Source organism: Kitasatospora sp. NPDC048662 (assembly GCF_055587065.1).
Genome location: NZ_JBVJHA010000001.1, coordinates 973,323 through 993,559 on the forward strand (window position 1 = coordinate 973,323; position 20,237 = coordinate 993,559).

Genomic DNA, 20,237 nt, shown 5'->3' on the forward strand with positions numbered 1-20,237 from the left:
CTTCGGGTGGAGCTGGTCCTCATGCGCTGACTACTTCCGCAGCTCGATGACGGTCCTGCCGATTCGGATCGGCACGCCGATCTGGAGCGGCGTCGGCGTGGTCAGCCGCTGTCGGTCCAGATAGGTGCCGTTTGTGGAGCCTAGATCCTCGACGGTCCACTGCCCAGCCTGATCGGGGTAGATCCTGGCGTGACGGGAGGACGCGTAGTCGTCGTCCAGGACGATCGTGGAGTCGTGCGCCCGGCCCAGCGTGACGGTCTGGCCGTGCAGCGCGACGGTGGTGCCGGCCAGCGAGCCCTGGGTGACCACCAGGTGCGTGGGCTGGCCGCGGCGCTGCCGGGCCTGCTGCTGGGCCGCGGCGGGCTGCCCCTGCGGCGGGCGGCCCGCACCGGACGCGGCCGGGGCGCTGGGCGCGGCGGCCCGGTGCCCGGAGCGCGTGGCGCCCTTGGTGGTGAACAGGTCGCTGCGGATCACCTGCACCGCGACGATGACGAACAGCCAGAGCACGGCGAGGAAGCCCAGCCGCATGACCGTCAGGGTCAGATCAGACATACCGGCCCGCTTCTACCCTTCGACCTGTCGGTAGACGATGGTGGTCGACCCCAGGACGATCCGGGAGCCGTCGCGGAGCGTAGCGCGCTGGGTGTGCTGTCCGTCCACCACGATGCCGTTGGTGGAGCCGAGGTCCATCACCATCGCGGGCGTGCCGGGGCGGATCTCCGCGTGCTTCCGGGACACCCCGGGGTCGTCGATCCGGATGTCGGCCTCGGTGGAGCGGCCCAGTACGACCGCGTTCTGGCTGATCTGGTGCCGGGCGCCGTTCACCTCGACCCAGCGCCGGGTGCCGGCACCGCCGTGGCCCGCGCCGGGGAACGGCCGGACGTTGTGGCCGGGGGCCGGCGGGGCGGGCGGCATCGGGGGCGGGGCGGAGGGCGGCGGCGGTGCGCCGTACGGGGCTCCGGCGCCCTGCTGCCAGGGCGCGCCGGGCGCGGGCGGGGTCGGCGGGCGGCCGTAGCCGGGCGGGGCGGCGGGCGGCGCGGGCGGCCGCTGCGGCTCCTCGGCCGTCAGCGTGCGGCTGCGCACCCGGTACAGGCCGGTGTCCAGGTCGTCGGCTTTCTCCAGGGCGACCTGGAGCGGGCCCATGAAGGTGTACCGCTGCGCCTCGGCGTACTCGCGGACCATGCCCGCCAGTTCGGTGCCGAGCTGGCCGGCGTAAGGGCTGAGCCGCTCGTGGTCGTGCGGGCTGAGCTCGACGATGAAGTCGTTCGGGACGACCGTGCGGTCCCGGTTCCAGATGCTGGCGTTGTTGTCGCACTCGCGCTGCAGGGCGCCGGCGATCTCCACCGGCTGGACCTCGGACTTGAACACCTTCGCGAAGGTGCCGTTCACGAGACCTTCGAGTCGCTGCTCGAACTTTTTCAGGACTCCCACGGGGCACCCCCTCTCAGGGCTCGGTCGGGCCGGCTCGTCGGCTGGAAAGCGGTACTTCCGTACTGATCGTATCCACGCCCGGCCCTTCCGTACGGTTCCCCGGCCAGGTCGCGCCCGGAGGGTACCCACCGGGCGGTCCGCTCACCCGTTCGGACCCACGTCGGTTGCGGTCCGCAGGGAGCGGTGCCGGGGGCCCTCGGGAATGGATTCGCAGGTGGGGCTCGGAGCGTGCTAATGTTTTCCATGTCGGAAGGGGCGCCCGCAAGGGAGCCGAACGGAAGACCCGGAGAGATGCGCTAAGCTTCTCGAAGAGTCGAAAGAGCGACAAGCTCCGGAAGACAACACCCATGCGCGGGTGGCGGAATAGGCAGACGCGCTGGATTCAGGTTCCAGTGCCCGAAAGGGCGTGGGGGTTCAACTCCCCCCTCGCGCACAGCGAAGCCCCGCAGATCTCAGGATCTGCGGGGCTTTTTTGTTCTCCCTTGTGGTTTCCCCGGTTGTTGTCCGGGTGCGCCCGGCTGGAATTCCCGGCGGTTTCAGGCGGGCAGGACGGCGTGCAGACGGAAGCCGCCGTCGGGGGTGGGGCCGGCGGTGAAGGTGCCGCCGAGCAGGGCGGCGCGTTCGCGCAGGCCGATCAGGCCGTGGCCGCCGCCGGGCAGCGGGACGGTGGTGGGGCGGTCGGCCGGCGGGCCGTTGCGGACCTCGACGTGGAGCTTCTCGCCGCGGGCGGCGACCCGGACGGTGACCGGGGCGCCGGGGGCGTGCTTGGTGATGTTGGTGAGGCCTTCCTGGACGGTCCGGTAGGCGGCCCGTTCGACCGCTTCGGGCCAGTCGCGGCGGCCGGGGTCGAGTCGGCGGGTGACGGGCAGGCCGCTGCCGTCGATCAGCCGGGGCAGGTCGGCGAGGGTGGGCTGCGGGGCGAGCGGGGTGCCGTTGCCGAGGCCGGCGGCGCGCAGCACGCCGACCATCTGGCGCAGTTCGTCCAGGGTGCGGACGGAGAGTTCGCGGATGGTCCGGGCGCCGTCCCGGGAGGCCGGGTCGGTGCTGGCGACCTGGATCGCCCCGGCCTGGATGGAGATCAGGCTGACCTGGTGGGAGACCACGTCGTGCATTTCGCGGGCCAGCCGGGCGCGTTCGGCGGCCAGCACCCGATCGGCGATCAGCCGGCTCTCGCGCTGGCGGCCCTCGGTGAGTTCGGTGACGCGTTCGGCGAGTTCGCGGCGGGTGCGGGTGAGCGTGCCGAGCGCGGCCGGCCCGGCGCCGAGCATCGCGGACTGGATGGCGTACAGCGCGTTGTCCCGGCTGAGGGCGAGCAGTTCGGGCGCGAAAGGCCAGTGGAAGAACTCGACCAGGGCGAAGGAAATGGCGCAGGTGACCGGGATCCGCGGTTTCGGGTAGGCGGCGGAGACCGCGTACACGGCGGTGAGCGGGGCCAGCCAGATCTCGTTGAAGAACGCCCCGGGCAGGGTGAGCAGGGCCACCGGCAGCGGGTGGCGGCGGCGGGCGAGCAGGGCGACGACGGACAGCGCGGACAGCGCGAGCTGCCAGGGTGCGGAGCCCTTGGCGACCAGTGCGGAGTCCAGCGCGGCGGCCGCCACCGGGATCAGCAGGGTGGTGCGGGGGGAGCGCAGCCAGGCCCAGCGGCGCGGGGCCCCGGCTTCGGCGGGGAGGTCGGCGTCGGCCTCGGCCGCGTCGTCGGAGGGGGAGGCGGCGGCGGAGGTCACTCCCCGTCCCGGGGTTCGCGGACCAGCCCGGCGCGGTGCGCGATGACGGCGGCCTGGACCCGGTTGGCGGCGCCGAGCTTGGCCAGGATGGCGCTGATGTGGTCCTTGACGGTGCCGGTGCCGAGGAACAGCCGGTCGGCTATCTCGGCGTTGGAGAGGCCTTCGCCGAGCAGGGCCAGGACGTCGAGTTCGCGACCGGTGAGCCGGTGGGTGAGGGCGGTGGCGGTCAGGTCGGGGCCGCCGCCGTCCACGTAGCCGCTGATCACGGTGCGGGCGACGGTCGGGGAGAGCACGCTGCCGCCGGACGCGAGCACCCGGACGGCGTGCACCAGCTGCTCGGGGGCGGTGTCCTTGAGCAGGAACCCGGCGGCGCCGGCCCGCAGCGCGGTGCCGATGTACTCGTCGGTGTCGAAAGTGGTGAGCATGGCGACGGTGGGCGGGTCGGGCAGGGCGCGCAGGCGGCGCAGCACGCTGATGCCGTCCAGGTCGGGCATCCGGACGTCGAGCAGCACCACCTGCGGGGTGAGCGCCCGGGTCTGCTGCTCCGCCTGGGCGCCGGAGCAGCCGCCGACCACTTCGAGGTCGGGTGCGGAGCCGACGATCAGGCCCAGCCCGGAGCGGACCAGCACCTCGTCGTCCACGATCAGGACCCGGGTCGGCGGCATGTCTCTCCCTGGTGGGGGTACGGGCTGGCACCCCCGCCGATCGGCGGGGGTGGGAATCCGCTACCGGATTCACGCAATTCTCATCTGCGCTGGGCAACCATGGAAATCGGGGTGAAGTGCGCAGGCCGCGCGCGGATGCGTCCCGATGTTCGATCGTCTGGAATGGTTGCTGTGTCCACTGTGAAGTCGCCTGCCTCGGCCGTGTCCCCCGCCCGCGGCGAGGGGCCGGGGGCGCAAAAGCGCTGGCGCCGGCAGGCCGCCGCCTCGACGGTCTGGTACCTGCGGCTGGTGGCGCTGCTGAACGTGTTGGCGGTGCTGTCGGTGCCGTTCAAGGACACGGTGCAGCGGCACAACGAGGGGCAGTTCTTCACCCCGTACCTGGTGACCGCCGGTCTGGCCTCGGTGGCGCTGGCGCTGTTCCTGGCCGTGGCGATGCGCCGCCGCAAGCGGGCGGCGTGGATCTTCAACACGGGGCTGGCCGGTCTGACCTTCGCCGGTTACCTGGCGCTGATGGCCTGGGGCCAGCACTTCGCCTCGCACCCGTGGAACTACTTCTCGGTGGTGCTGACCGGCCTGTTCCTGCTGGCCTTGCTGGTCTCCCGCAAGGAGTTCACCTCCAAGGGCGACCGGTCGAACCCGGGGACGGCGGTGGTGGTGGGGGTTGGCGGCCTGCTGCTGGGCGGCCTGATCGGCTCGGTGCTGGTGCAGCTGACCAACACCATCAGCGGGGCGGGCTTCGTTACCCGGTTCAGCTATGCGGTGCACCGGATGATCACGGTGACCCCGTCGTCGAAGGTCGCCGACGTGGTCTCGGTGCCGACCTGGGTGAACGCGGCGATCAACGCGATCAGCGCGGTGGTGTTCCTGTTCGTGCTGTGGGTGGCGTTCCGTTCGCCGCGCGGCGAGGAACTGCAGAGCGACGAGGACGAGCGGAAGCTGCGCGAGCTGCTGGACCGGCAGGGCGAGCGGGACTCGCTGGGGTACTTCGCACTGCGCCGGGACAAGGCGGTGGTCTTCTCGCCGAGCGGGAAGGCCGCGATCGCCTACCGGGTGGTCGGCGGCGTGACGCTGGCGTCCGGCGACCCGATCGGCGACCCGGAGGCCTGGCCGGGGGCGATCGACGCCTGGCTGGCGGAGTCCCGCGAGCACGCCTGGGTGCCGGCCGTGATGGGCGCCTCCGAGGAGGCCGGGGTGATCTACGCCCGGCACGGTCTGGACGCGCTGGAGCTGGGCGACGAGGCGATCGTCGAGCTGGACGAGTTCTCGCTGGACGGCCGGGCGATGCGGGTGGTCCGGCAGGCCTACAACCGGGTCAAGCGGGCCGGGTACACGGTGCGGATCCGCCGCCACGAGGCCATCCCCGAGTCGGAGATGGCCGAGCTGGTGGCGAAGGCCGACCACTGGCGGGACGGCGCGACCGAGCGCGGCTTCTCGATGGCGCTGGGCCGGCTCGGCGACCCGGGCGACGGGCGCTGCGTGATGCTGGAGTGCTTCGACGGGGACGGCGAGCTGCGGGCGCTGCTGAGCTTCGTGCCGTGGGGCGCGAACGGCCTGTCGCTGGACCTGATGCGGCGCGACCGGGACAGCGAGAACGGCCTGGTGGAGTTCATGGTGATCGAACTCCTGCAGCGTGCCAAGGAGGTCCAGCTGGAACGGGTGTCGCTGAACTTCGCCATGTTCCGGTCGGTTTTCGAGCGCGGTTCCAAGTTGGGTGCCGGTCCGGTGCTGCGGCTGTGGCGTGCGGTGCTGGGATTCTTCTCCCGCTGGTGGCAGATCGAGTCGCTGTACCGGGCGAATGCGAAATACCGGCCGATCTGGGAGCCGCGTTATCTGCTCTTCGAGAAGAGCAGCGAGATTCCCCGGATCGGTATCGCCTCGGCCCGTGCGGAAGGTTTCATCACGGTGCCGAGCATGCCGGCGCTGTTCCGTCGGCGGCATACCGGGCAGGGCTGAGTTCATGGGCTTCCCGGCCCGCTGGGGCCGGGGACGGTGGTCCCTCCGCCGGGGGGCGGAGTGGGCCGGGAATATCAGACCCCGGTATGACACGGGAGGGCTTCGAAGCTGATGCCGTTGTTCGGCCCGATGCGTAGGGTCGAAGACGAGGCGTAGAGAGAAGAGAAGCGAAGCAGGACGGGCGTCGGAATAGTCCGCACGTCGTCGGGACGGGAGAACCGGTTCGTGAAGCAGAACACCCACGCGGGGGGCGTGCGGTCGGGGCTCGGGGCGGTATTCCGCCGGGCCGCGATCGCCGAGTGGGGGGCGCTGTTCGGCGCCGTGAAGGAGCGGGTGCTGCGGCGGAAATTCGCCGCGGTGCCGCTGGCCAGTGCGGCGACCGCGCTGGTGCTGCTGTTCTCGATCGTCCAGCACCTGCCGGGCGGGGCCCGGTTCGTCGCGGACATCGGGGTGGTGAAGGCGGCGCTGCCGCTCGACGTGTCGCTGCTGCGCACCCCGCTGTCGCTGTACGTGCCGGCCCTGGACCTCCCGGTGTGGGGGGCGCTGGCGCAGGTGTTCCTGGTGTTCGGTGTGGCGGAGATCGTGCTGGGGCGGCGGCTGACCCTGGTGGTGGCGTACGCCTGCACCCTGGCGGGGACGCTGTTCGCCCGGATCGCGGTGGCGCTCGGCCCGCACCACCTGTTCGGGTTCCCGCGCTGGGTGGCGCATGTGCGCGACACCGGCCCTTCGGCGGCGGTGGTGGCGCTGGCCGTGGTGGTGGCGTTCCGCTGCCGGGCCTGGTGGACGGGCGGCGCCGTGGTGACGGCGATGGTGGTGGAGGCCGTGCTGCTGCCGAACCTGGCGGGTCTGGAGCACCTGGTGGCGATCAGCACGGCGGTGCTGATCGCGGTGTGGGTCGAGGTGTTCGGCGACTACTGGCCGCGGGTGCTGTCCGGGGTCGGCGCGGCCGCCTCGGTGGCCGCGCAGGGCGGGGCCAGGGCGGTCACGCCCTGACCCCGGGAGGTGCTCAGCCACGCGGCAGCGGCATCTCGAAGTAGACGACCTTGCCGACCGCCTTGCGGGCGGTGCCCCACTTCTCGGACAGCTTGCTGACCAGGTTCAGGCCGCGGCCGTGCTCGGAGAGCGAGTCGGCGGGCTCCAGCGACGGCAGGTTGTGGTTGTCGTCGCTGACCTCGACCAGCAGTTTGTCGACCCGGATCAGCTGGAGCTGCACCTCGGAGCGGGCCACCCGGACCGCGTTGGTGACCAGCTCGGAGACCAGCAGTTCGACGGTCTCGGACAGCGCCGTCAGCTGCCAGGCGGCGAGCTGGTCGCGCACCAGGCGGCGGGCCCGGGCGACCTCCGCCTCGGTGACACCCAGCTGCCAGGTGGCGACCTCGGTCGGCGGGACGCCGTCGAAACGGGCCACCAGCAGCGCGATGTCGTCCTGCCGGTCGTCGGAGTGCAGGGTGTTCAGCACCGTGTCGCAGGCCTCGTCGGGGGTCTGCTTGGGGTCGATCAGGTTGCCGCACAGCGCGGCCAGGCCCTCTCCTATGTCGCCGCCGCGGACCTCGACCAGGCCGTCGGTGCACAGCACCAGCATCGAACCGTCCGAGACGTCGATCCTGGTGGCGACGAAGGGCACCCCGCCGACGCCGATCGGCGCGCCCGAGGGCAGGTCGAGCAGTTCGCCGCGACCGTCGGGGTGGACCAGCACCGGTGGGACGTGGCCGGCGGAGGCGAGTTCGCAGGTGCGGTTGATCGGGTCGTAGACGGCGTACAGGCAGGTCGCGAGATGGTCGTCGCCGAGCTTGTGGGCCAGGTTGTCGAGGTGGCGCAGCAGCTGGCCCGGTGGCAGGTCGAGGGCGGCGAGGGTCTGCATGGCGGTGCGGAAGCGGCCCATCGCGGCGGCCGAGTGCAGGCCGTGGCCCATCACGTCGCCGACCACCAGGGCGACCCGGCTGCCGGGCAGCTGGATGGCGTCGAACCAGTCGCCGCCGACCTCGGCCTTGCGGTCGCCCGGCATGTAGCGGTGGGCGATCTGCACGCCGGGGATCTTCGGCGGGCGGGTGGGGATCATCGAGCGCTGCAGGGTGGTGGCGACCTTGGACTCGGCGCGGTGCAGCCGGGCGTTGTCCAGCGACAGCGCGGCGCGGGCGGCGATCTCCTTGAGGGTGTCGGCGTCGGCGCGGGTGAACGGCGCCCGGTCGGACAGCCGCAGCAGCTTGAGGATGCCGAGCACCGCGCCGCGGGCGGACAGCGGCAGCACCAGCATGGAGCGGCCGACCACGGTCGGCTCCAGTTCGGGGCCGCCCAGCGAGGCCGCGTAGTCGACCGCGACGTCCGCGGAGATCAGCGGCACCAGCACTGGCTGGTTCTCCTGCAGGGCCAGGCCCGGCGGGGTGGAGCGCGGCATGGTCCGCAGCGAGCCCTCGTCCAGGACGTGGTTCCAGCGCGGCGAGGCGGCGTTGAAGGCGCGGGCGACGCGGCGCAGCACGGTGCGGTCGTCGGGCGGGTCGGCGGGCAGTTCGCCGTCCGAGAGCAGCCCGTCGAGCAGGTCCACGCAGGCGAAGTCGGCGACCCGGGGGACCAGCACCTGGCACAGTTCGCGGGCGGTGGTGTCCAGGTCGAGGGTGGTGCCGACCTGGCTGCCGACCGAGGCCAGCAGCGCGAGGTCGCCGTCGTCGGGCAGGCCGCGGACCACCTCGACGCCCTCGGAGGCCTTGGCGGGGCCGGGCAGGGTGGGGGCCGGTGCGGGCGGGGCGGGGTCGATGGCGGGGCCTCCCGGGGTCGGGCCGTGGGCGGCGGCTTCGCGTGGGCCAGGGACGGTGCTGCCGGTCACCCGCGCGTCCTCCGGGGAAGTGGCGGAGGCGGGCCCGGCAGCCTGTATCCGTACCCCGAGCGGGGCCCTGACACCCGTGCGCAGCGGCTCCGCGGGGCGGCGGGCGGCGCGCTCGCGCTGCTGGGCGGCCCGCTGCTGCGGGGTGGGGTAGCGGCGGCCGAGGCCGGTCGCGACCCGGGCGGTGCCGGACGGCCCGCCCGGCGAGGACTGGTAGGGCACCACCGGCAGCAGCGTCGCCCCGTCCACCCGCAGCGCGGGCGGGCCGGAGGCGGCCTGGGCGGCCAGCAGCCGGCCGCGGCGTTCCGGGGAGCAGGAGGGCAGCAGCGCGGCCAGTGACTCCGGGGCCTGCCCGGCGGGCGGGGCGAAGGCGGCCTCGACCTGCTGCGGGCGGGCCGCGGCGGGCGCCGCGGCGTACGGGACGAGACGGTCGCCGAGGGCGATCCGGGGGCCGGCGGCGCGCAGCGGGCGGGCGTCGGCGGCCAGGACGAGCAGCGAGCGGCCGGCCGGTTCGACCAGCGGGTAGGCCCACCACAGGACGTCACGCGGCCGTTCCTCGCGGTCGTGCACCGTCATCGCGCCGGCCCACGGGTCGGCCGTGGCGAGGTCGTCGAGGGTGTCGAAGGCGTCGCAGCGGTGCGCGGGGGAACCGGGGTCGTGGCGGGGGCAGACGGCGGGCAGCAGACCGCTGGCGGTGCGGCCGGCGGCGACGGTGGCGCGGTGGCCGAAGAGCTCCTCCGCCGTGCGGTTCCACACGGCGATCCGGCCGTCCGGGTCGATCAGCACGGCGGCCACCCGAAGCAGCGCCACCACCCCGGCGGGGCGGCCGACCGGGAGGTCCGCCCGGTCGGGTGCGGAAATGGGCTGGTCCACCATGGATATCGGTCTGCCCCTTTGTGTTCTTGCTGCTCCTCCTGGCCGGTGCGCGCGTCCTTGCACGCGTCCTCCAATGAAGCACGGAGATGCCAATGGGAGGTAGTTAATCGGGCAGATTCGTCCGTATCAGTTGCGTGTCGTTGACGGCGCGCCCCCGGCGTGCTCCACACTCACCCGGTCGGGCGGTGTGGCGCCCCGGTAGGGTGGCCCGGGTGAGCGTACCGAGCGTCGAGGTGTGGGCGGACCCGGAGCGGCAGGAGCTGGAGGAGCGGGTCGCGGCGGCCGAGCTGGCCTGGCTGACCCTGGACGTCGACGTGGCCACCCTGAAGGTGGAGATCGACAACTTCGCCCTCGCCCACCATCAGCTGCTCGGCCCGCTGTACGCCGAGCTGGACGAGCTGGACGCGCTGATCGCCGAGTCGGTGGCGGCGCTCAGCGGCGACCCGGAGGACCTGCGGCGGGCCCGCGAGGCCCGGGAGCGGGTCGAGCCCGCCGAGGAACGCGGCCCGCGCGAGGGCGAGCCGGAGGCCCGCCGGGTGCGGCCAGACAAGGACGCGCAGCGGATCTACCGCGAACTGGCCCGCCGGGCCCACCCCGACCTGTCCACCGACCCGGCCGAGCAGCAGCGCCGCTCGGCGTTCATCGCCCGGGTCAACGAGGCGTACGCGCTGGCCGACACCGAAGGGCTGGAACGGCTCGCCGAGGAGTGGTCCGCCGACCCGGACTCCGCGCCCGCCGCCGACTCCCCCGACCGGCTGGCCTGGCTGCGCCAGCGCCTGGAGTGGCTGACCGGCCGGATCACCGCGCTGGCCACCGAGCGGGTCCGGCTGGAGCGCACCCCGATGGGCGAACTGCTGCTGCTGCGCCCGGACGAGCCGGAGCGCCTGCTGGAGGACCTCGCCGAACAGCTGCTGGCCACCGCCGCCGACCGGCAGGCCAGGCTGGCCGCCCTGCTGCCGGACAATGGCTCGAACGACCCGTCCCGACCCCAGGAGACCGCCCCGATGTTCGCTCAGCTGCCCACCACCGACGTCGCCTCGGTGCCCGCCGACGCCCTGCTGCTCGACGTCCGCGAGCAGGACGAGTGGGACGCCGGCCACGTGGACGGTGCGCTGCACATCCCGATCGGCCAGGTGGTGGCCCGCCTCGACGAGCTGCCCGAGGGCCGGCTGTACGTGCTGTGCCGGGTCGGCGGCCGCTCCGCGCAGGTGGTGCAGTACCTGGTCGCGGGCGGCCGGGACGCGGTGAACGTGGACGGCGGCATGTTCGCCTGGGAAGCCGCGGGCCGCCCGATGGTGAGCAGCGACGGCCAGGGCGCCTTCGTCCTGTAGGCCTTCGTCCGGCAACCGGCGTCCCTCCCGCCCCTGTTCGAACGCGTGCGCGGTGCGGCAGGATGGCCGCCGTGCGCGTCTGGTCCAAGCCCGCCCGGGCGGTGCTGGCGTTCGCCGGGGCGGGGCTGGGGGCCGGCACCCTGGCGTTCCTCGGCGTGCTGTTCCTGCAGGTGGCGCCGGAGAACTCGGTGTCCCGGGAGTACCGGGCGCAGCTGGACGCCGTGGTGTACCCGGAGTTCGAGCAGAACTGGCAGTTGTTCGCGCCCGACCCGCTGCAGCGCGAGGTCACCGTGGCGGCCCGGGTGCAGACCATCGCCGACGACGGCCGGATCACCACCCTCGACTGGCACTCGCTGACCGCCGGGGACCTCGCGGCGATCCGGCACGACCCGGCGCCCAGCCACCTCGACCAGAACCTGCTGCGCCGCGCCTGGGACTTCTACGTCACCACCCACCCCGACGGCGACGGCCCGGCCGCCGCCGGCTCGCGCGGCCGGCTCGCCGAGCAGTACCTGAAGCGGATAGCCCTGCAGCGGATCGGCCCCGGCGGGGAGCGGGTGCTGCAGGTGCAGCTGCGGGTGGACACGGCGGCCATCGCCCCGCCGGCCTGGAGCGAGGAGCAGGTCGACACCTCCGTGCACTCCCGCGAACTGCCCTGGTGGCCGGTGCGGGCCGAGGACTGGCGGGGCCTGGCGTGAGTTCCGGCGCGATCCGGGCGGCGCTGCCGCGCCTGCTGACCACCCTCGCCCCGTACCAGGCGGCGGCGGTGCGGATCGGGGTGGCCGGCACCTGGGGCGCCTACCTGCTGCGCGAGTGGCCGAACCGGCGGCTGCTGTACGGGGACCGCTCGCCCTGGTCGGCGGAGCTGAACGAACGGCTGCTCGCCGACACCCACGCCTTCACGGTGCTCTCCTGGAGCGGCGGCCGCTGGTGGTTCGAGGCCGTGTACCTGCTGGCGCTGGCTTCGGCGGCGGCCCTCGCGCTCGGCTGGCGCACCCGGGCGAGCGCGGCGGCGTTCGCGCTGACGGTGCTGTCGCTGCAGAACCGCAACGTGCTGGTCGGCGACGGCGGCGACAACCTGGTCCACCTGCTGGCGATCTACCTGGTGTTCACCCGCTGCGGCACCGTCTGGTCGCTGGACGCCCGCCGCCGGGCCCGCCGCCCGGCCCCCGACCGGGCGGCCTGGAGCGAGCCGCGGGCACTGGCCGACGCGCTGGCGGCGATGCTGCACAACTGCGCGATGCTGGTGATCGCCGCGCAGGTGGTGCTGGTGTACGCCACGGCCGGCTGGTACAAGGTGCAGGGCGCCCGCTGGCAGGACGGCACCGCCGTCCACTACCCGCTGCACCTGGGCTGGTTCACGCCCTGGCCGGGCCTGTCGGCGCTGCTCGGCGGCAGCCTGCTGGTGACCTTCCTGCTGACCTACGGCACGGTGCTGGCGCAGGTGGGCTTCCCGTTCGCGCTGGCGAGCCGGCGGCTGAAGAACGTGCTGCTGGTGCTGATGGGCGCCGAGCACCTGGCGATCGCGGTGGTGCTGGGACTGCCGTTCTTCTCGCTGGCGATGCTCGCCGCCGACGCCGTGTTCTGGCCCACCGGGGCGCTGCTGGCAGTGGAGCACGTACTGACGGGCCGGTGGCGGAAAAGTCGCTAAGCTCCCGTTATGTCCTGGTTCAAGGCGCTGCGCGACACCGCGCGGACCGGCCTGACCGTGGACTTCTCGCTCACCAACCCGCGCCGGTCGCTGCGCGCCGCGGTCGCCGCCGCGCTGGTGATCTTCCCGACCATGGCGATCTACGGGCCCACGCACGCCGCCTCCGCCGCGATGGGCGCGTTCACCGCCGGCGTCGCGACCTTCCAGCGCTCCTTCCGGCCGCGCGCCTCGCTGGCCCTGGTGACGGGCGCCGGGCTGGGCGTGTCGACCTTCCTCGGGTACGTCGCGGCCGGCATTTCCGGCGCGTTCCCGGTGCTGCTGGCGCTGTGGGCGTTCGGCGCGGGCATGGCCTGGGCGGTCAGCCCGACCGCCGGTGTCGTTGCGGCCAACACGCTGTCCGTGATGCTGGTGGTGGTCCAGCTGCCGGTGTCGGTGTCCGCCGCGCTCGGCCACGCCCTGCTCTGCTCGGTCGGCGGCGCCGTGCAGGCGCTGGTGGTCACGCTGTGGCCGATCGACAGCTGGCGCAGGCAGCGCGACGCGCTCGCCGACATCTACGCCGGGCTCGGCGACTACGCCCGGAGCCTGCGGCAGGACCCGGTCGCGCACGTCGACCCGGAGCCGTTCATGGTCGCCCGGCAGGCGGCCCGGCTGTCCCCCCGGCAGGCCCGCCGCCGCCCGGCCGAACTGCGCGGCCTGCGCACCATCGCGGAACGGATCCGCCCCGCACTGGCCGCGCTCGCCGACCCGCGGGTCGGCGCCGCCGAACAGGGCCCCGAGCGGGACCGGGCCCGCGAGGTGCTGGCCGCCGCCGCCGAAGTGCTGGACGCGCTGGCCCGGGCGATCCGCACCGGCGACCCGGTGCGCATGCCCGTGGACACCCCCGGCCTCGCGCTGGCCCGCCCCGGCACCGGCGAGGACCTGCTGCGCGGCGGCGCCCGCCGCTCGGCCCGCCGGCTGTCCAGCCTGCTCGGCCGGGCCGCCGACCGCCTCGACCGGCAGGACCGCGCCACCGTCTCCAGCCCCGGCCGGGCCGGCCTGCGCCGCCCCTCGCTGATCGAGGTGGTGCCCGGCGCGCTGGCCACCGTCGGACGGCAGCTGCACAAGCACTCGGTGATCCTCCACCACGCGATGCGGATGTCCGCCGTGGTCACCGCCTCCTACCTGGCGGCCCGGCTGCTGGGCATCGAGCACGGCTACTGGGCGCCGATGGCCTCCGCCATGGTGATGCGCCCAGACTTCGCGCAGACCTTCAGCCGCGGCGTCGCCCGGATCGCCGGCACCGCCGCCGGCGTGCTGGTGTCCACCATCGTGGTGCAGGTGTTCCACCCCAATGACTGGGTGCTGGCCACACTCGCCGTGATCGCGATGGGGCTCTCCTACATGATGCTGAGCACCGGGTACGCGCTGCTGACGGCCGCGATCTCCTCGTACGTGGTGTTCCTGCTCGGCCTGCAGCCCGGCGAGCCGGTGCAGCTGGCCGTCGACCGGGTGGCGATGACGCTGCTCGGCGGCGCGGTCGCGCTCGGCGCGTACGCGCTGTTCCCGACCTGGCAGACCGCCCGGCTGCCGGAGCGCCTGGCCGAGTGGCTGGCCGCCGCCGGGCGGTACGCGGCCGCCGTGTTCAGCGCGTACGGCGACCCGGCGGGCGGGCACGCCGAGCGGGACGTGCGGCCGGCGCTGCTGGACGTCCGGGAGGCCCGCAGCGAGATGCTGGCCGCGCTGGACCGGGCCGAGGTGGAACCGGTGCGGCACTTCGCGCGGACCCCGGAACTGAGCCGCAAACAGTTCGACCGGGCCCGTTCGGCGGTCGGCATGCTGGACCGCTCCATCGTCCTGCTGGAGGCCCACCTGCCGGCCGAGAACGCCCCGCCGCTGCCCGGCGCCGGCGCGTTCGGCGAGGAGCTGCGGGACGCCACCGCGATCGCCGCCGCCGCCGTGCTGCTCGGCCAGAACGTCGACTTCGCCCAGCTGCGCGAGGCCCACCGCACCTGGGACTACCTGCTGGCCCAGCTCCCCCGCGACGAGGGGACCGACGTCACCCGGGCCGGGGTCCGGCTGGTCATGCAGGCGCTCACCGAGCTGGAGCGCTCGGTGCGGGCGCGCCCGCAGCCCGCCCGCGGGCAGCCCGTACCCTCGAGGGCGTGAGCGACACCTCGGTGCCCCAGCTGGGCGAGCAGTACGACGACGGACACCTCGCCGACGACCGCGAGATCGGCGTCGGCCCGCACCCCGAACCGTGGCCCGACGACCCCCGCCTCGACCCCGAACTGCTCGCCGCCGGCGACCGCCGCAACGTCACCGACCAGTACCGGTACTGGCGGCACGAGGCGATCGTCGCCGACCTGGACACCCGGCGGCACGGCTTCCACGTCGCCGTCGAGAACTGGCAGCACGACTTCAACATCGGCTCCGTGGTGCGCACCGCCAACGCCTTCCTGGCGGGCGAGGTGCACATCGTCGGCCGGCGGCGCTGGAACCGGCGCGGGGCCATGGTCACCGACCGCTACCAGCACGTCCGGCACCACGACTCGGTGGCCTCGCTGGCCGCCTACGCCGCCGAGCGGGGACTGCCGATCATCGGCATCGACAACCTGCCCGGCGCGGTGCCACTGGAGACCTACCCGCTGCCCGAGCGCTGCGTGCTGCTGTTCGGCCAGGAAGGCCCCGGGCTGACCGCCGAGGCGTGGGAGCACTCGGCGGCGGTCTGCTCGATCGCCCAGTTCGGCTCCACCCGCTCCATCAACGCCGGGGCGGCCGCGGCGATCGCCATGCACGCCTGGGTGCGGGAGCACGCCGCCGCCGGGACGGCCTGAGGTCAGGAGAACAGCAGCTTCCAGGTGTGCGGGCCCGGGTAGCCGTCCGCCTCGGCGCCCCGCCAGCCCTGCGCCGACTGGAACGCCTGCACGGCCCGGCGGTCCGCCTCGCCCCAGGCGGGGCCAGGGCCCTGCCGGTAGGAGCCGCCGAAGCCCTTCTTCACCAGCTGCCGGCCCAGCTGCGTCACGTGGTCGTTCACCCGCCCCGGCCCGAAGGTGTCCGCCCCGGGGAACGGCGGCGGGCCCTGCGCCGGAGGCGGCGGGGGCGACGGGGGCGACGGGACGCCCTGGGCGGGCGGAATGTCCTTGCCCTTGTGGTGGACCAGGAAGTCCCAGGTGTCCTTGCCCGGGTAGCCGTCCGCCTCCGCGCCCCGCCAGCCCTGCGCCAGCTGGAAAGCCTCGGTGGCCCTCCGGTCCGCCTCGCCCCACTCCGGGCTCGGCCCCTCCCGGTAGAACCGCCCGCCGCCGCGCTCCACCAGCATCCGCCCCAGCCGGGCTATGGAGTCGTTCACCTTCCCCGGCCCGAACGCGTCCGCGCCCGGGAACGCGTCCCCGTCCGGTGTCGGCATCGGCTGGCTCAACCCCTTGTACCGGTACGGCAGGTAGCCGTCCGAGTTGTTCCAGTACGCGTACGGGGTGCCGCGCACCGTGGTGGCCGGACGGGTCTGCTCCAGTGCCGTGTACGTGGTGTGCGCCGCGTCCAGCCAGCCGCCGAACAGCACCGCGTGCGAGCCGCCCTGCGGGTCGTCCGGGTTGTTGCGGATCAGTACGTCGCCCGGCTGGAGGGCGTCCTTGGAGATCGGGTCGGCGAAGTCCGGCAGTGTCCAGGTGGTCTGACTGCTGCCCAGGCCCCAGGCCATGGATATGAAACCGGAGCAGTCCTGGCGGTAACCGTCCGACCAGTACGAGGACATGCTGTACGGCACCTTCTGATCCACCCAGGACTGGGCCCGCCGCATGATCTCCGCCCGGGTGGTGGCCGGCTGCGCGGCCACCGCCAGGCGGTCCGTCAGCGGTCCGCCGAACAGGCCCGCGACCCCGCCCTGCGGCGTGGCCGCGGTCTGCGGGCCGCTGTCGGTGCGCGGCACGGCGGCGGCCGTCGAGGCCACCACCCCGCCGCCCAGCACGCTGCCGACGGCGGCCAGCAGCACCGCCGCCCGCCGTGCGCCACGGGCCCGGGTGGTGGCGCCGTGGCCCGACCGGACGACGGGCCGCCGGGCCCGGCGGTGGGCGGCGCAGTCTCCGCAGACACAGGACTCGTCCGGCTCGACCTCGTCGAACTCCATCAGCACGGTGGGACCTGCCTTCCCTCGGTGACGCGGTGAGTGGGACTCACCTTTCACGGAGGCAGCGGCACGGACCACCTGATGGGCGGTCGGACTGGGCGGAACGGGTGAACGGCGGGCGGTGGTGCGGCGCGGTGCGGGCGGGCGGTTGGAGCGGCTACTCCCACTGCCAGCGGATGCCCACCTGGCCGGGTTGCTGGTCGGAGGTGAGGACGTGGGCGCTGGCGGAGGCGCCGATCCAGAGGGGTTCGCGGTGGCGGTCGGTCTCGGCGCCCGGGGTGCGGTCGAAGCGTTCGCACTGGACGGGGACGGCGGCGGGGTCGAAGTGGACCTGCAGGACGTATTCGCGGACGGGGGCGGCGAAGTACCGCCCGTAGTCGGTGGTGGGGCCGGAGTCGGGGATCCGCACCTCGTATTCGAGGATGGTGGAGTCGCCGAGGGCGAGCGGCCGGTCGAGGAGGAGTTCGGCGACCAGCAGCCCGCTGAGCGGGCGGCGGCGGATCCGGCCGAGGCGGGCGTGCCGCACGTTGGTGATCTCGGGGCAGGTGTCGGTGCCCTCGTCGGCCTTGTGGACCACGACGTGCCGGGTGACGCCGTCCACGGTGGCGCGGACCACCTGACGCATCCGCAGCAGGTGGCCGCGGCGGGAGGCGTCGACGTAGTAGGCGTCGTGGATGGACTGCCGCTCCAGCTGGCCGGCCGGCGGGGCGTCGAGTTCGGCGAACACCTCGCCGAGCTCGGTCTGGCCGGGCCAGACCTGTTCGACCCGCAGGCCGTCGGGGGCCGGGCCCTGGGCGACCCAGCGGCCGCGCGGGCGGGGCGGGCCGAGCAGCGCGGTGAGCGCGGTGTGGCGCAGGCCGAGGAGTTCTTCCAGCAGGTGGACGGCGCGCAGCGAGGTGGCCCGCTCGGGCTGGCTGCGGCCGCGACGCCAGTAACTGAGCGTGGTGACACTGACCCTGACGCCCTGTTTGGCGAGCGCGGCGCGGATCCGGTCGAGGCTGAGCCCGCTGTGTTCGATGGCGGCGTTGAGGACTTCGGCGAAGCCGCCCTGCGCGGCGACGGGGGTGGCGGCGGGTACGGCGGCAGTGGCCGGTGCGGGGGCGGCGCTCTGCGCGGAGGTGGGTACGGGGGCGGTGCTGCTGCTGCGGACGGCGGCCGACGGGCCGGCCGGCGCGGCGGGGCCGGCCGGTGGTCGGTCACCGCCGTGTTCGCGCTGGCCGACCAGGCGGAGCCGGCCGGCGTGCTGTGGTTGCTGTGGGCCCATGCGACACCTTCCCCACCCGGCGGGTTCGGTGGGTTCGCCCCGGCTCCGCGATGCGTCGGAGGTGCGCCGCCGAGTGTGGGGGAACCCTATGCAGGGTTGAGAGGCTACGTCATCAATCAGGACATATGACAGTGGTCACGACAAGTATTTCGCAGGCGGACCGAACAGGAAACACTCCTGACACACAGGCGCCGGAAGGGCCGGTGAAAGGCCCTCCCGGCACCCCTGGTGAGCAGGTGTCAGGAGACGTTCAGCGCGGTGTCGTCGATGACGAAGCTGGTCTGCAGCGAGGCGTCCTCGACGCCGTTGAACTTCAGGGTGACGGTCTGTCCGGCGTAGGCGGACAGGTCGACGGTCTTCTGGACGTACCCGGTGCTCCTGTCGAGGTTGGAGTACGCGGCCACCGAGGTGCCGTTGACCGACAGGGTGAGCTTGTCGTAGGCGGTGGTGCCGGTCTCGGCGGTGTCGACGTGCAGCCAGAAGCTGAAGGTGGCCTTGCAGCCGGCCGGGATCGCCACCGTCTGGGAGACGGTGTCGGTGTGGGCGGAGCCGTAGCCGTTCATCCAGGCCTTCCAGGAACCGCTGTGCGCGGCCTGCGAGGTGGAGTTGTCGAGCACGCCGGTGGTGGTGGCCCACGGGGCGGCGGTGCCGGTCTCGAAGCCGGGGTTGCCGAGCAGCTGCGCGGCGGTGCAGCCGCCGGTGGGCGGCGGGGTGGTGCCGCCAGTGCCGAGCAGGGCGTTCGCCAGGCCGTCGGCGATCGGGGTGCCCCAGCCGGTGACCTGGTCGTAGCCGGCCTTGGTGGCGAAGTCCTGGTTCGAGCCGCTGGTCACGTCGTGCAGGGCGGTGCCGTAGGAGCTGCTGTTGGCGACCGGGTACAGCTTCGGGTTGACCTCGCCCAGGGCGGGCTTGGCGGCGGCCTTGGCCTTCTGGTTGTACAGCGCGGCGAAGCCGGACCACAGCGGGGCGGCCGCGGAGGTGCCGCCGTAGACCTGCCACCCGGGGCTGCTGCTGCCCTGGGTGTAGATCGCGAAGCCGCTGGCCGGGTCGGCGTTGGAGGCGATGTCGGGCACGGTGCGCATGGTGCCGGTGACGTTGGTGCCGGTCTGCCAGGCCGGCTTGGCGAACTGGGTGGAGACGCCGCCGCCGGCGGTGCTCCAGGCGCTCTCCGAGCTGTAAGTGGTGCCGGAGACCTTCAGGTTGGTGCCGCCGACGCCGGTGTTGTACGGGCTGGAGGCGGGGAAGTCCACGGCCTTCACGGTGGAGCCCGAGGTGGAGCGGGTGCAGTCCCGGGAGCCGTCGTCGCCGGAGGCCGAGAAGATCGAAATGCCCTGGGCGGCGGCCTGCTTGAAGGAGTTGTTCACCGCGGTCATCGAGGAGGCGGTGGTGTCCGGCTCGCAGGAGCCCCAGGAGATGGAGATGACCGAGGCCCGGTTGTCCGAGACGATCTTCGCGGCCATGTCGATCTCGCCCTGGTCGCTGTTGGGCGCCTCGTAGATCAGCTGGGTGGCCTTGGGGGCGACACCGCGGACGATCTCCGAGTCCAGCTCGACCTCGCCCTGGCCGCCGCCGGGGGCCGCGTCGTAGTTCGCGCCGTCCACCGACACGGTGCTGACCGCCGGGCCCGACAGGCCGAACTGGCTGTCGTAGGTGGTCAGGTTGGAGGACTTGTACCCGTCGAACTCCCAGAGCGCCACGGTGCTGCCGGTGCCGTCCGCGCCCAGCTGGTCGAGGCGGTAGGCGCCGTCGTAGCCGGACGGGCCGAAGCCGCTGGGGGTGGCGTGCGGGGTGGCCGCCTCGGGCTTGGCGACCCGGGAGGTGCGCACGGTGTGGTCGTTGAGGCCGCTGACGCCCTCGACCACGCCGGCCAGCGCGGCCGGCACCGAGGCCGCGTCGTCGTTGGCGAAGAAGCTCCGGTTGCCCTGCTGCGGGTCGTTGTAGGTCGACTCGTGGGTGCCGAACGCGGCGGCGACCGCGGAAGCCGGGCCGGTGGCGTTCACCACCTGGCGGTTCGCGCTCACCGAGTCGACCTTCAGGCCCTGCGCGGCCAGGAACGCGCGCACCTGGTCCACGTCGGCCTGGGTCGGGCCGAAACGCTCGTTGAACTGCGCGGGCGTCAGATAGTGCCCGAATTCAGCGGTGCCGGGAGTCGCGACCGCCGAAAGGAAACGGTCGAGTTCGGCGGTGTTGCGCAGCTTCAGGGAGACCGCCACGGATATCTTCCGGTCGGCCGGTACGTCCCCCTGCTTGTGGGAGTGCGCCACCGCCGGCGTGACGGTCTGCGGCAGTGCCACCCGGGCACTGGCGTTGGGCGTCGGCGCCGCCTGGGCGGTACCGACGCCCAGCGAGACGGCGGTGAGAGGCAGGACAGCCAGGGCTGCGGCAAGGGCCAGCGAGCGGGGTCGCACGGGTTCCTCCGGAAATCTGG

15 protein-coding genes and 1 tRNA gene are annotated in these 20,237 nt (G+C 73.6%); 8 read left to right on the forward strand and 8 right to left on the reverse strand.

Translation table 11 applies throughout. The features are described from left to right. Positions 1-30: 30 nt before the first annotated feature. Both ACZ6R9_RS04700 and ACZ6R9_RS04705 read right to left on the reverse strand, forming a co-directional pair. Positions 31-552, reverse strand: a complete 522-nt coding sequence (locus ACZ6R9_RS04700; protein WP_380480202.1) for an FHA domain-containing protein FhaB/FipA — start codon at positions 550-552, stop codon at positions 31-33. 12 nt (positions 553-564) lie between these two features. Beyond that, positions 565-1,431: an FhaA domain-containing protein gene (locus ACZ6R9_RS04705; RefSeq protein WP_380480200.1), complete on the reverse strand. Its 867-nt coding sequence runs from the start codon at positions 1,429-1,431 to the stop codon at positions 565-567. A 349-nt stretch (positions 1,432-1,780) separates the two neighbouring features. On the opposite strand from ACZ6R9_RS04705, the gene ACZ6R9_RS04710 reads away from it, so the two are divergent. Beyond that, a tRNA-Leu gene (locus tag ACZ6R9_RS04710) sits at positions 1,781-1,864 on the forward strand. Between the two features lie 103 nt (positions 1,865-1,967). Here the strand turns inward: ACZ6R9_RS04710 and ACZ6R9_RS04715 are convergent. Further along, positions 1,968-3,155, reverse strand: coding sequence for a sensor histidine kinase (locus tag ACZ6R9_RS04715; protein ID WP_465536520.1), 1,188 nt, complete (start codon positions 3,153-3,155; stop codon positions 1,968-1,970). Beyond that, positions 3,152-3,820, reverse strand: a complete 669-nt coding sequence (locus tag ACZ6R9_RS04720) for a response regulator (protein WP_380480196.1) — start codon at positions 3,818-3,820, stop codon at positions 3,152-3,154. Before ACZ6R9_RS04720 ends, ACZ6R9_RS04715 begins: the two co-directional genes overlap by 4 nt. Before the next feature lie 201 nt (positions 3,821-4,021). Here ACZ6R9_RS04720 and ACZ6R9_RS04725 point away from each other — a divergent pair, with 201 nt between their 5' ends. Together ACZ6R9_RS04725 and ACZ6R9_RS04730 are read left to right on the forward strand one after the other, a co-directional pair. Beyond that, complete coding sequence (locus tag ACZ6R9_RS04725; RefSeq protein WP_380480408.1) at positions 4,022-5,773, forward strand: phosphatidylglycerol lysyltransferase domain-containing protein; 1,752 nt, start codon at positions 4,022-4,024, stop codon at positions 5,771-5,773. Positions 5,774-5,998: 225 nt separating this feature from the next. Next, positions 5,999-6,766 (forward strand): hypothetical protein, encoded by a 768-nt coding sequence (locus ACZ6R9_RS04730; RefSeq protein WP_380480194.1) that lies wholly within the window; start codon positions 5,999-6,001, stop codon positions 6,764-6,766. Between the two features lie 13 nt (positions 6,767-6,779). On the opposite strand, the gene ACZ6R9_RS04735 is transcribed toward ACZ6R9_RS04730, so the two are convergent. Next, positions 6,780-9,467, reverse strand: a complete 2,688-nt coding sequence (locus tag ACZ6R9_RS04735) for an ATP-binding SpoIIE family protein phosphatase (RefSeq protein WP_465536522.1) — start codon at positions 9,465-9,467, stop codon at positions 6,780-6,782. Between the two features lie 212 nt (positions 9,468-9,679). Here ACZ6R9_RS04735 and ACZ6R9_RS04740 point away from each other — a divergent pair, with 212 nt between their 5' ends. The 5 genes from ACZ6R9_RS04740 to ACZ6R9_RS04760 all read left to right on the forward strand — a co-directional run bounded on the left by ACZ6R9_RS04740 (position 9,680) and on the right by ACZ6R9_RS04760 (position 15,262). Then, positions 9,680-10,798, forward strand: a complete 1,119-nt coding sequence (locus ACZ6R9_RS04740; protein WP_465536524.1) for a rhodanese-like domain-containing protein — start codon at positions 9,680-9,682, stop codon at positions 10,796-10,798. A 71-nt stretch (positions 10,799-10,869) separates the two neighbouring features. Beyond that, positions 10,870-11,496, forward strand: a complete 627-nt coding sequence (locus ACZ6R9_RS04745; protein WP_380480189.1) for a DUF5819 family protein — start codon at positions 10,870-10,872, stop codon at positions 11,494-11,496. Continuing rightward, complete coding sequence (locus tag ACZ6R9_RS04750; RefSeq protein ID WP_380480187.1) at positions 11,493-12,449, forward strand: HTTM domain-containing protein; 957 nt, start codon at positions 11,493-11,495, stop codon at positions 12,447-12,449. The genes ACZ6R9_RS04745 and ACZ6R9_RS04750 overlap by 4 nt, the downstream gene beginning before the upstream one ends. Positions 12,450-12,458: 9 nt before the next feature. Then, complete coding sequence (locus ACZ6R9_RS04755) at positions 12,459-14,594, forward strand: FUSC family protein (protein ID WP_465536527.1); 2,136 nt, start codon at positions 12,459-12,461, stop codon at positions 14,592-14,594. Next, positions 14,591-15,262, forward strand: a complete 672-nt coding sequence (locus ACZ6R9_RS04760) for a TrmH family RNA methyltransferase (protein WP_380480183.1) — start codon at positions 14,591-14,593, stop codon at positions 15,260-15,262. Before ACZ6R9_RS04755 ends, ACZ6R9_RS04760 begins: the two co-directional genes overlap by 4 nt. Before the next feature lie 2 nt (positions 15,263-15,264). On the opposite strand, the gene ACZ6R9_RS04765 is transcribed toward ACZ6R9_RS04760, so the two are convergent. From ACZ6R9_RS04765 to ACZ6R9_RS04775, 3 genes are all read right to left on the reverse strand, one after another. Next, complete coding sequence (locus ACZ6R9_RS04765) at positions 15,265-16,548, reverse strand: peptidoglycan-binding protein (RefSeq protein WP_465536529.1); 1,284 nt, start codon at positions 16,546-16,548, stop codon at positions 15,265-15,267. Positions 16,549-16,705: 157 nt separating this feature from the next. Continuing rightward, positions 16,706-17,812: a hypothetical protein gene (locus ACZ6R9_RS04770; protein WP_380480181.1), complete on the reverse strand. Its 1,107-nt coding sequence runs from the start codon at positions 17,810-17,812 to the stop codon at positions 16,706-16,708. 239 nt (positions 17,813-18,051) lie between these two features. Next, entirely contained in the window at positions 18,052-20,217 is a 2,166-nt protein-coding gene (locus ACZ6R9_RS04775; protein ID WP_465536531.1) for a S53 family peptidase, read from the reverse strand. Between the last annotated feature and the right edge of the window lie 20 nt (positions 20,218-20,237).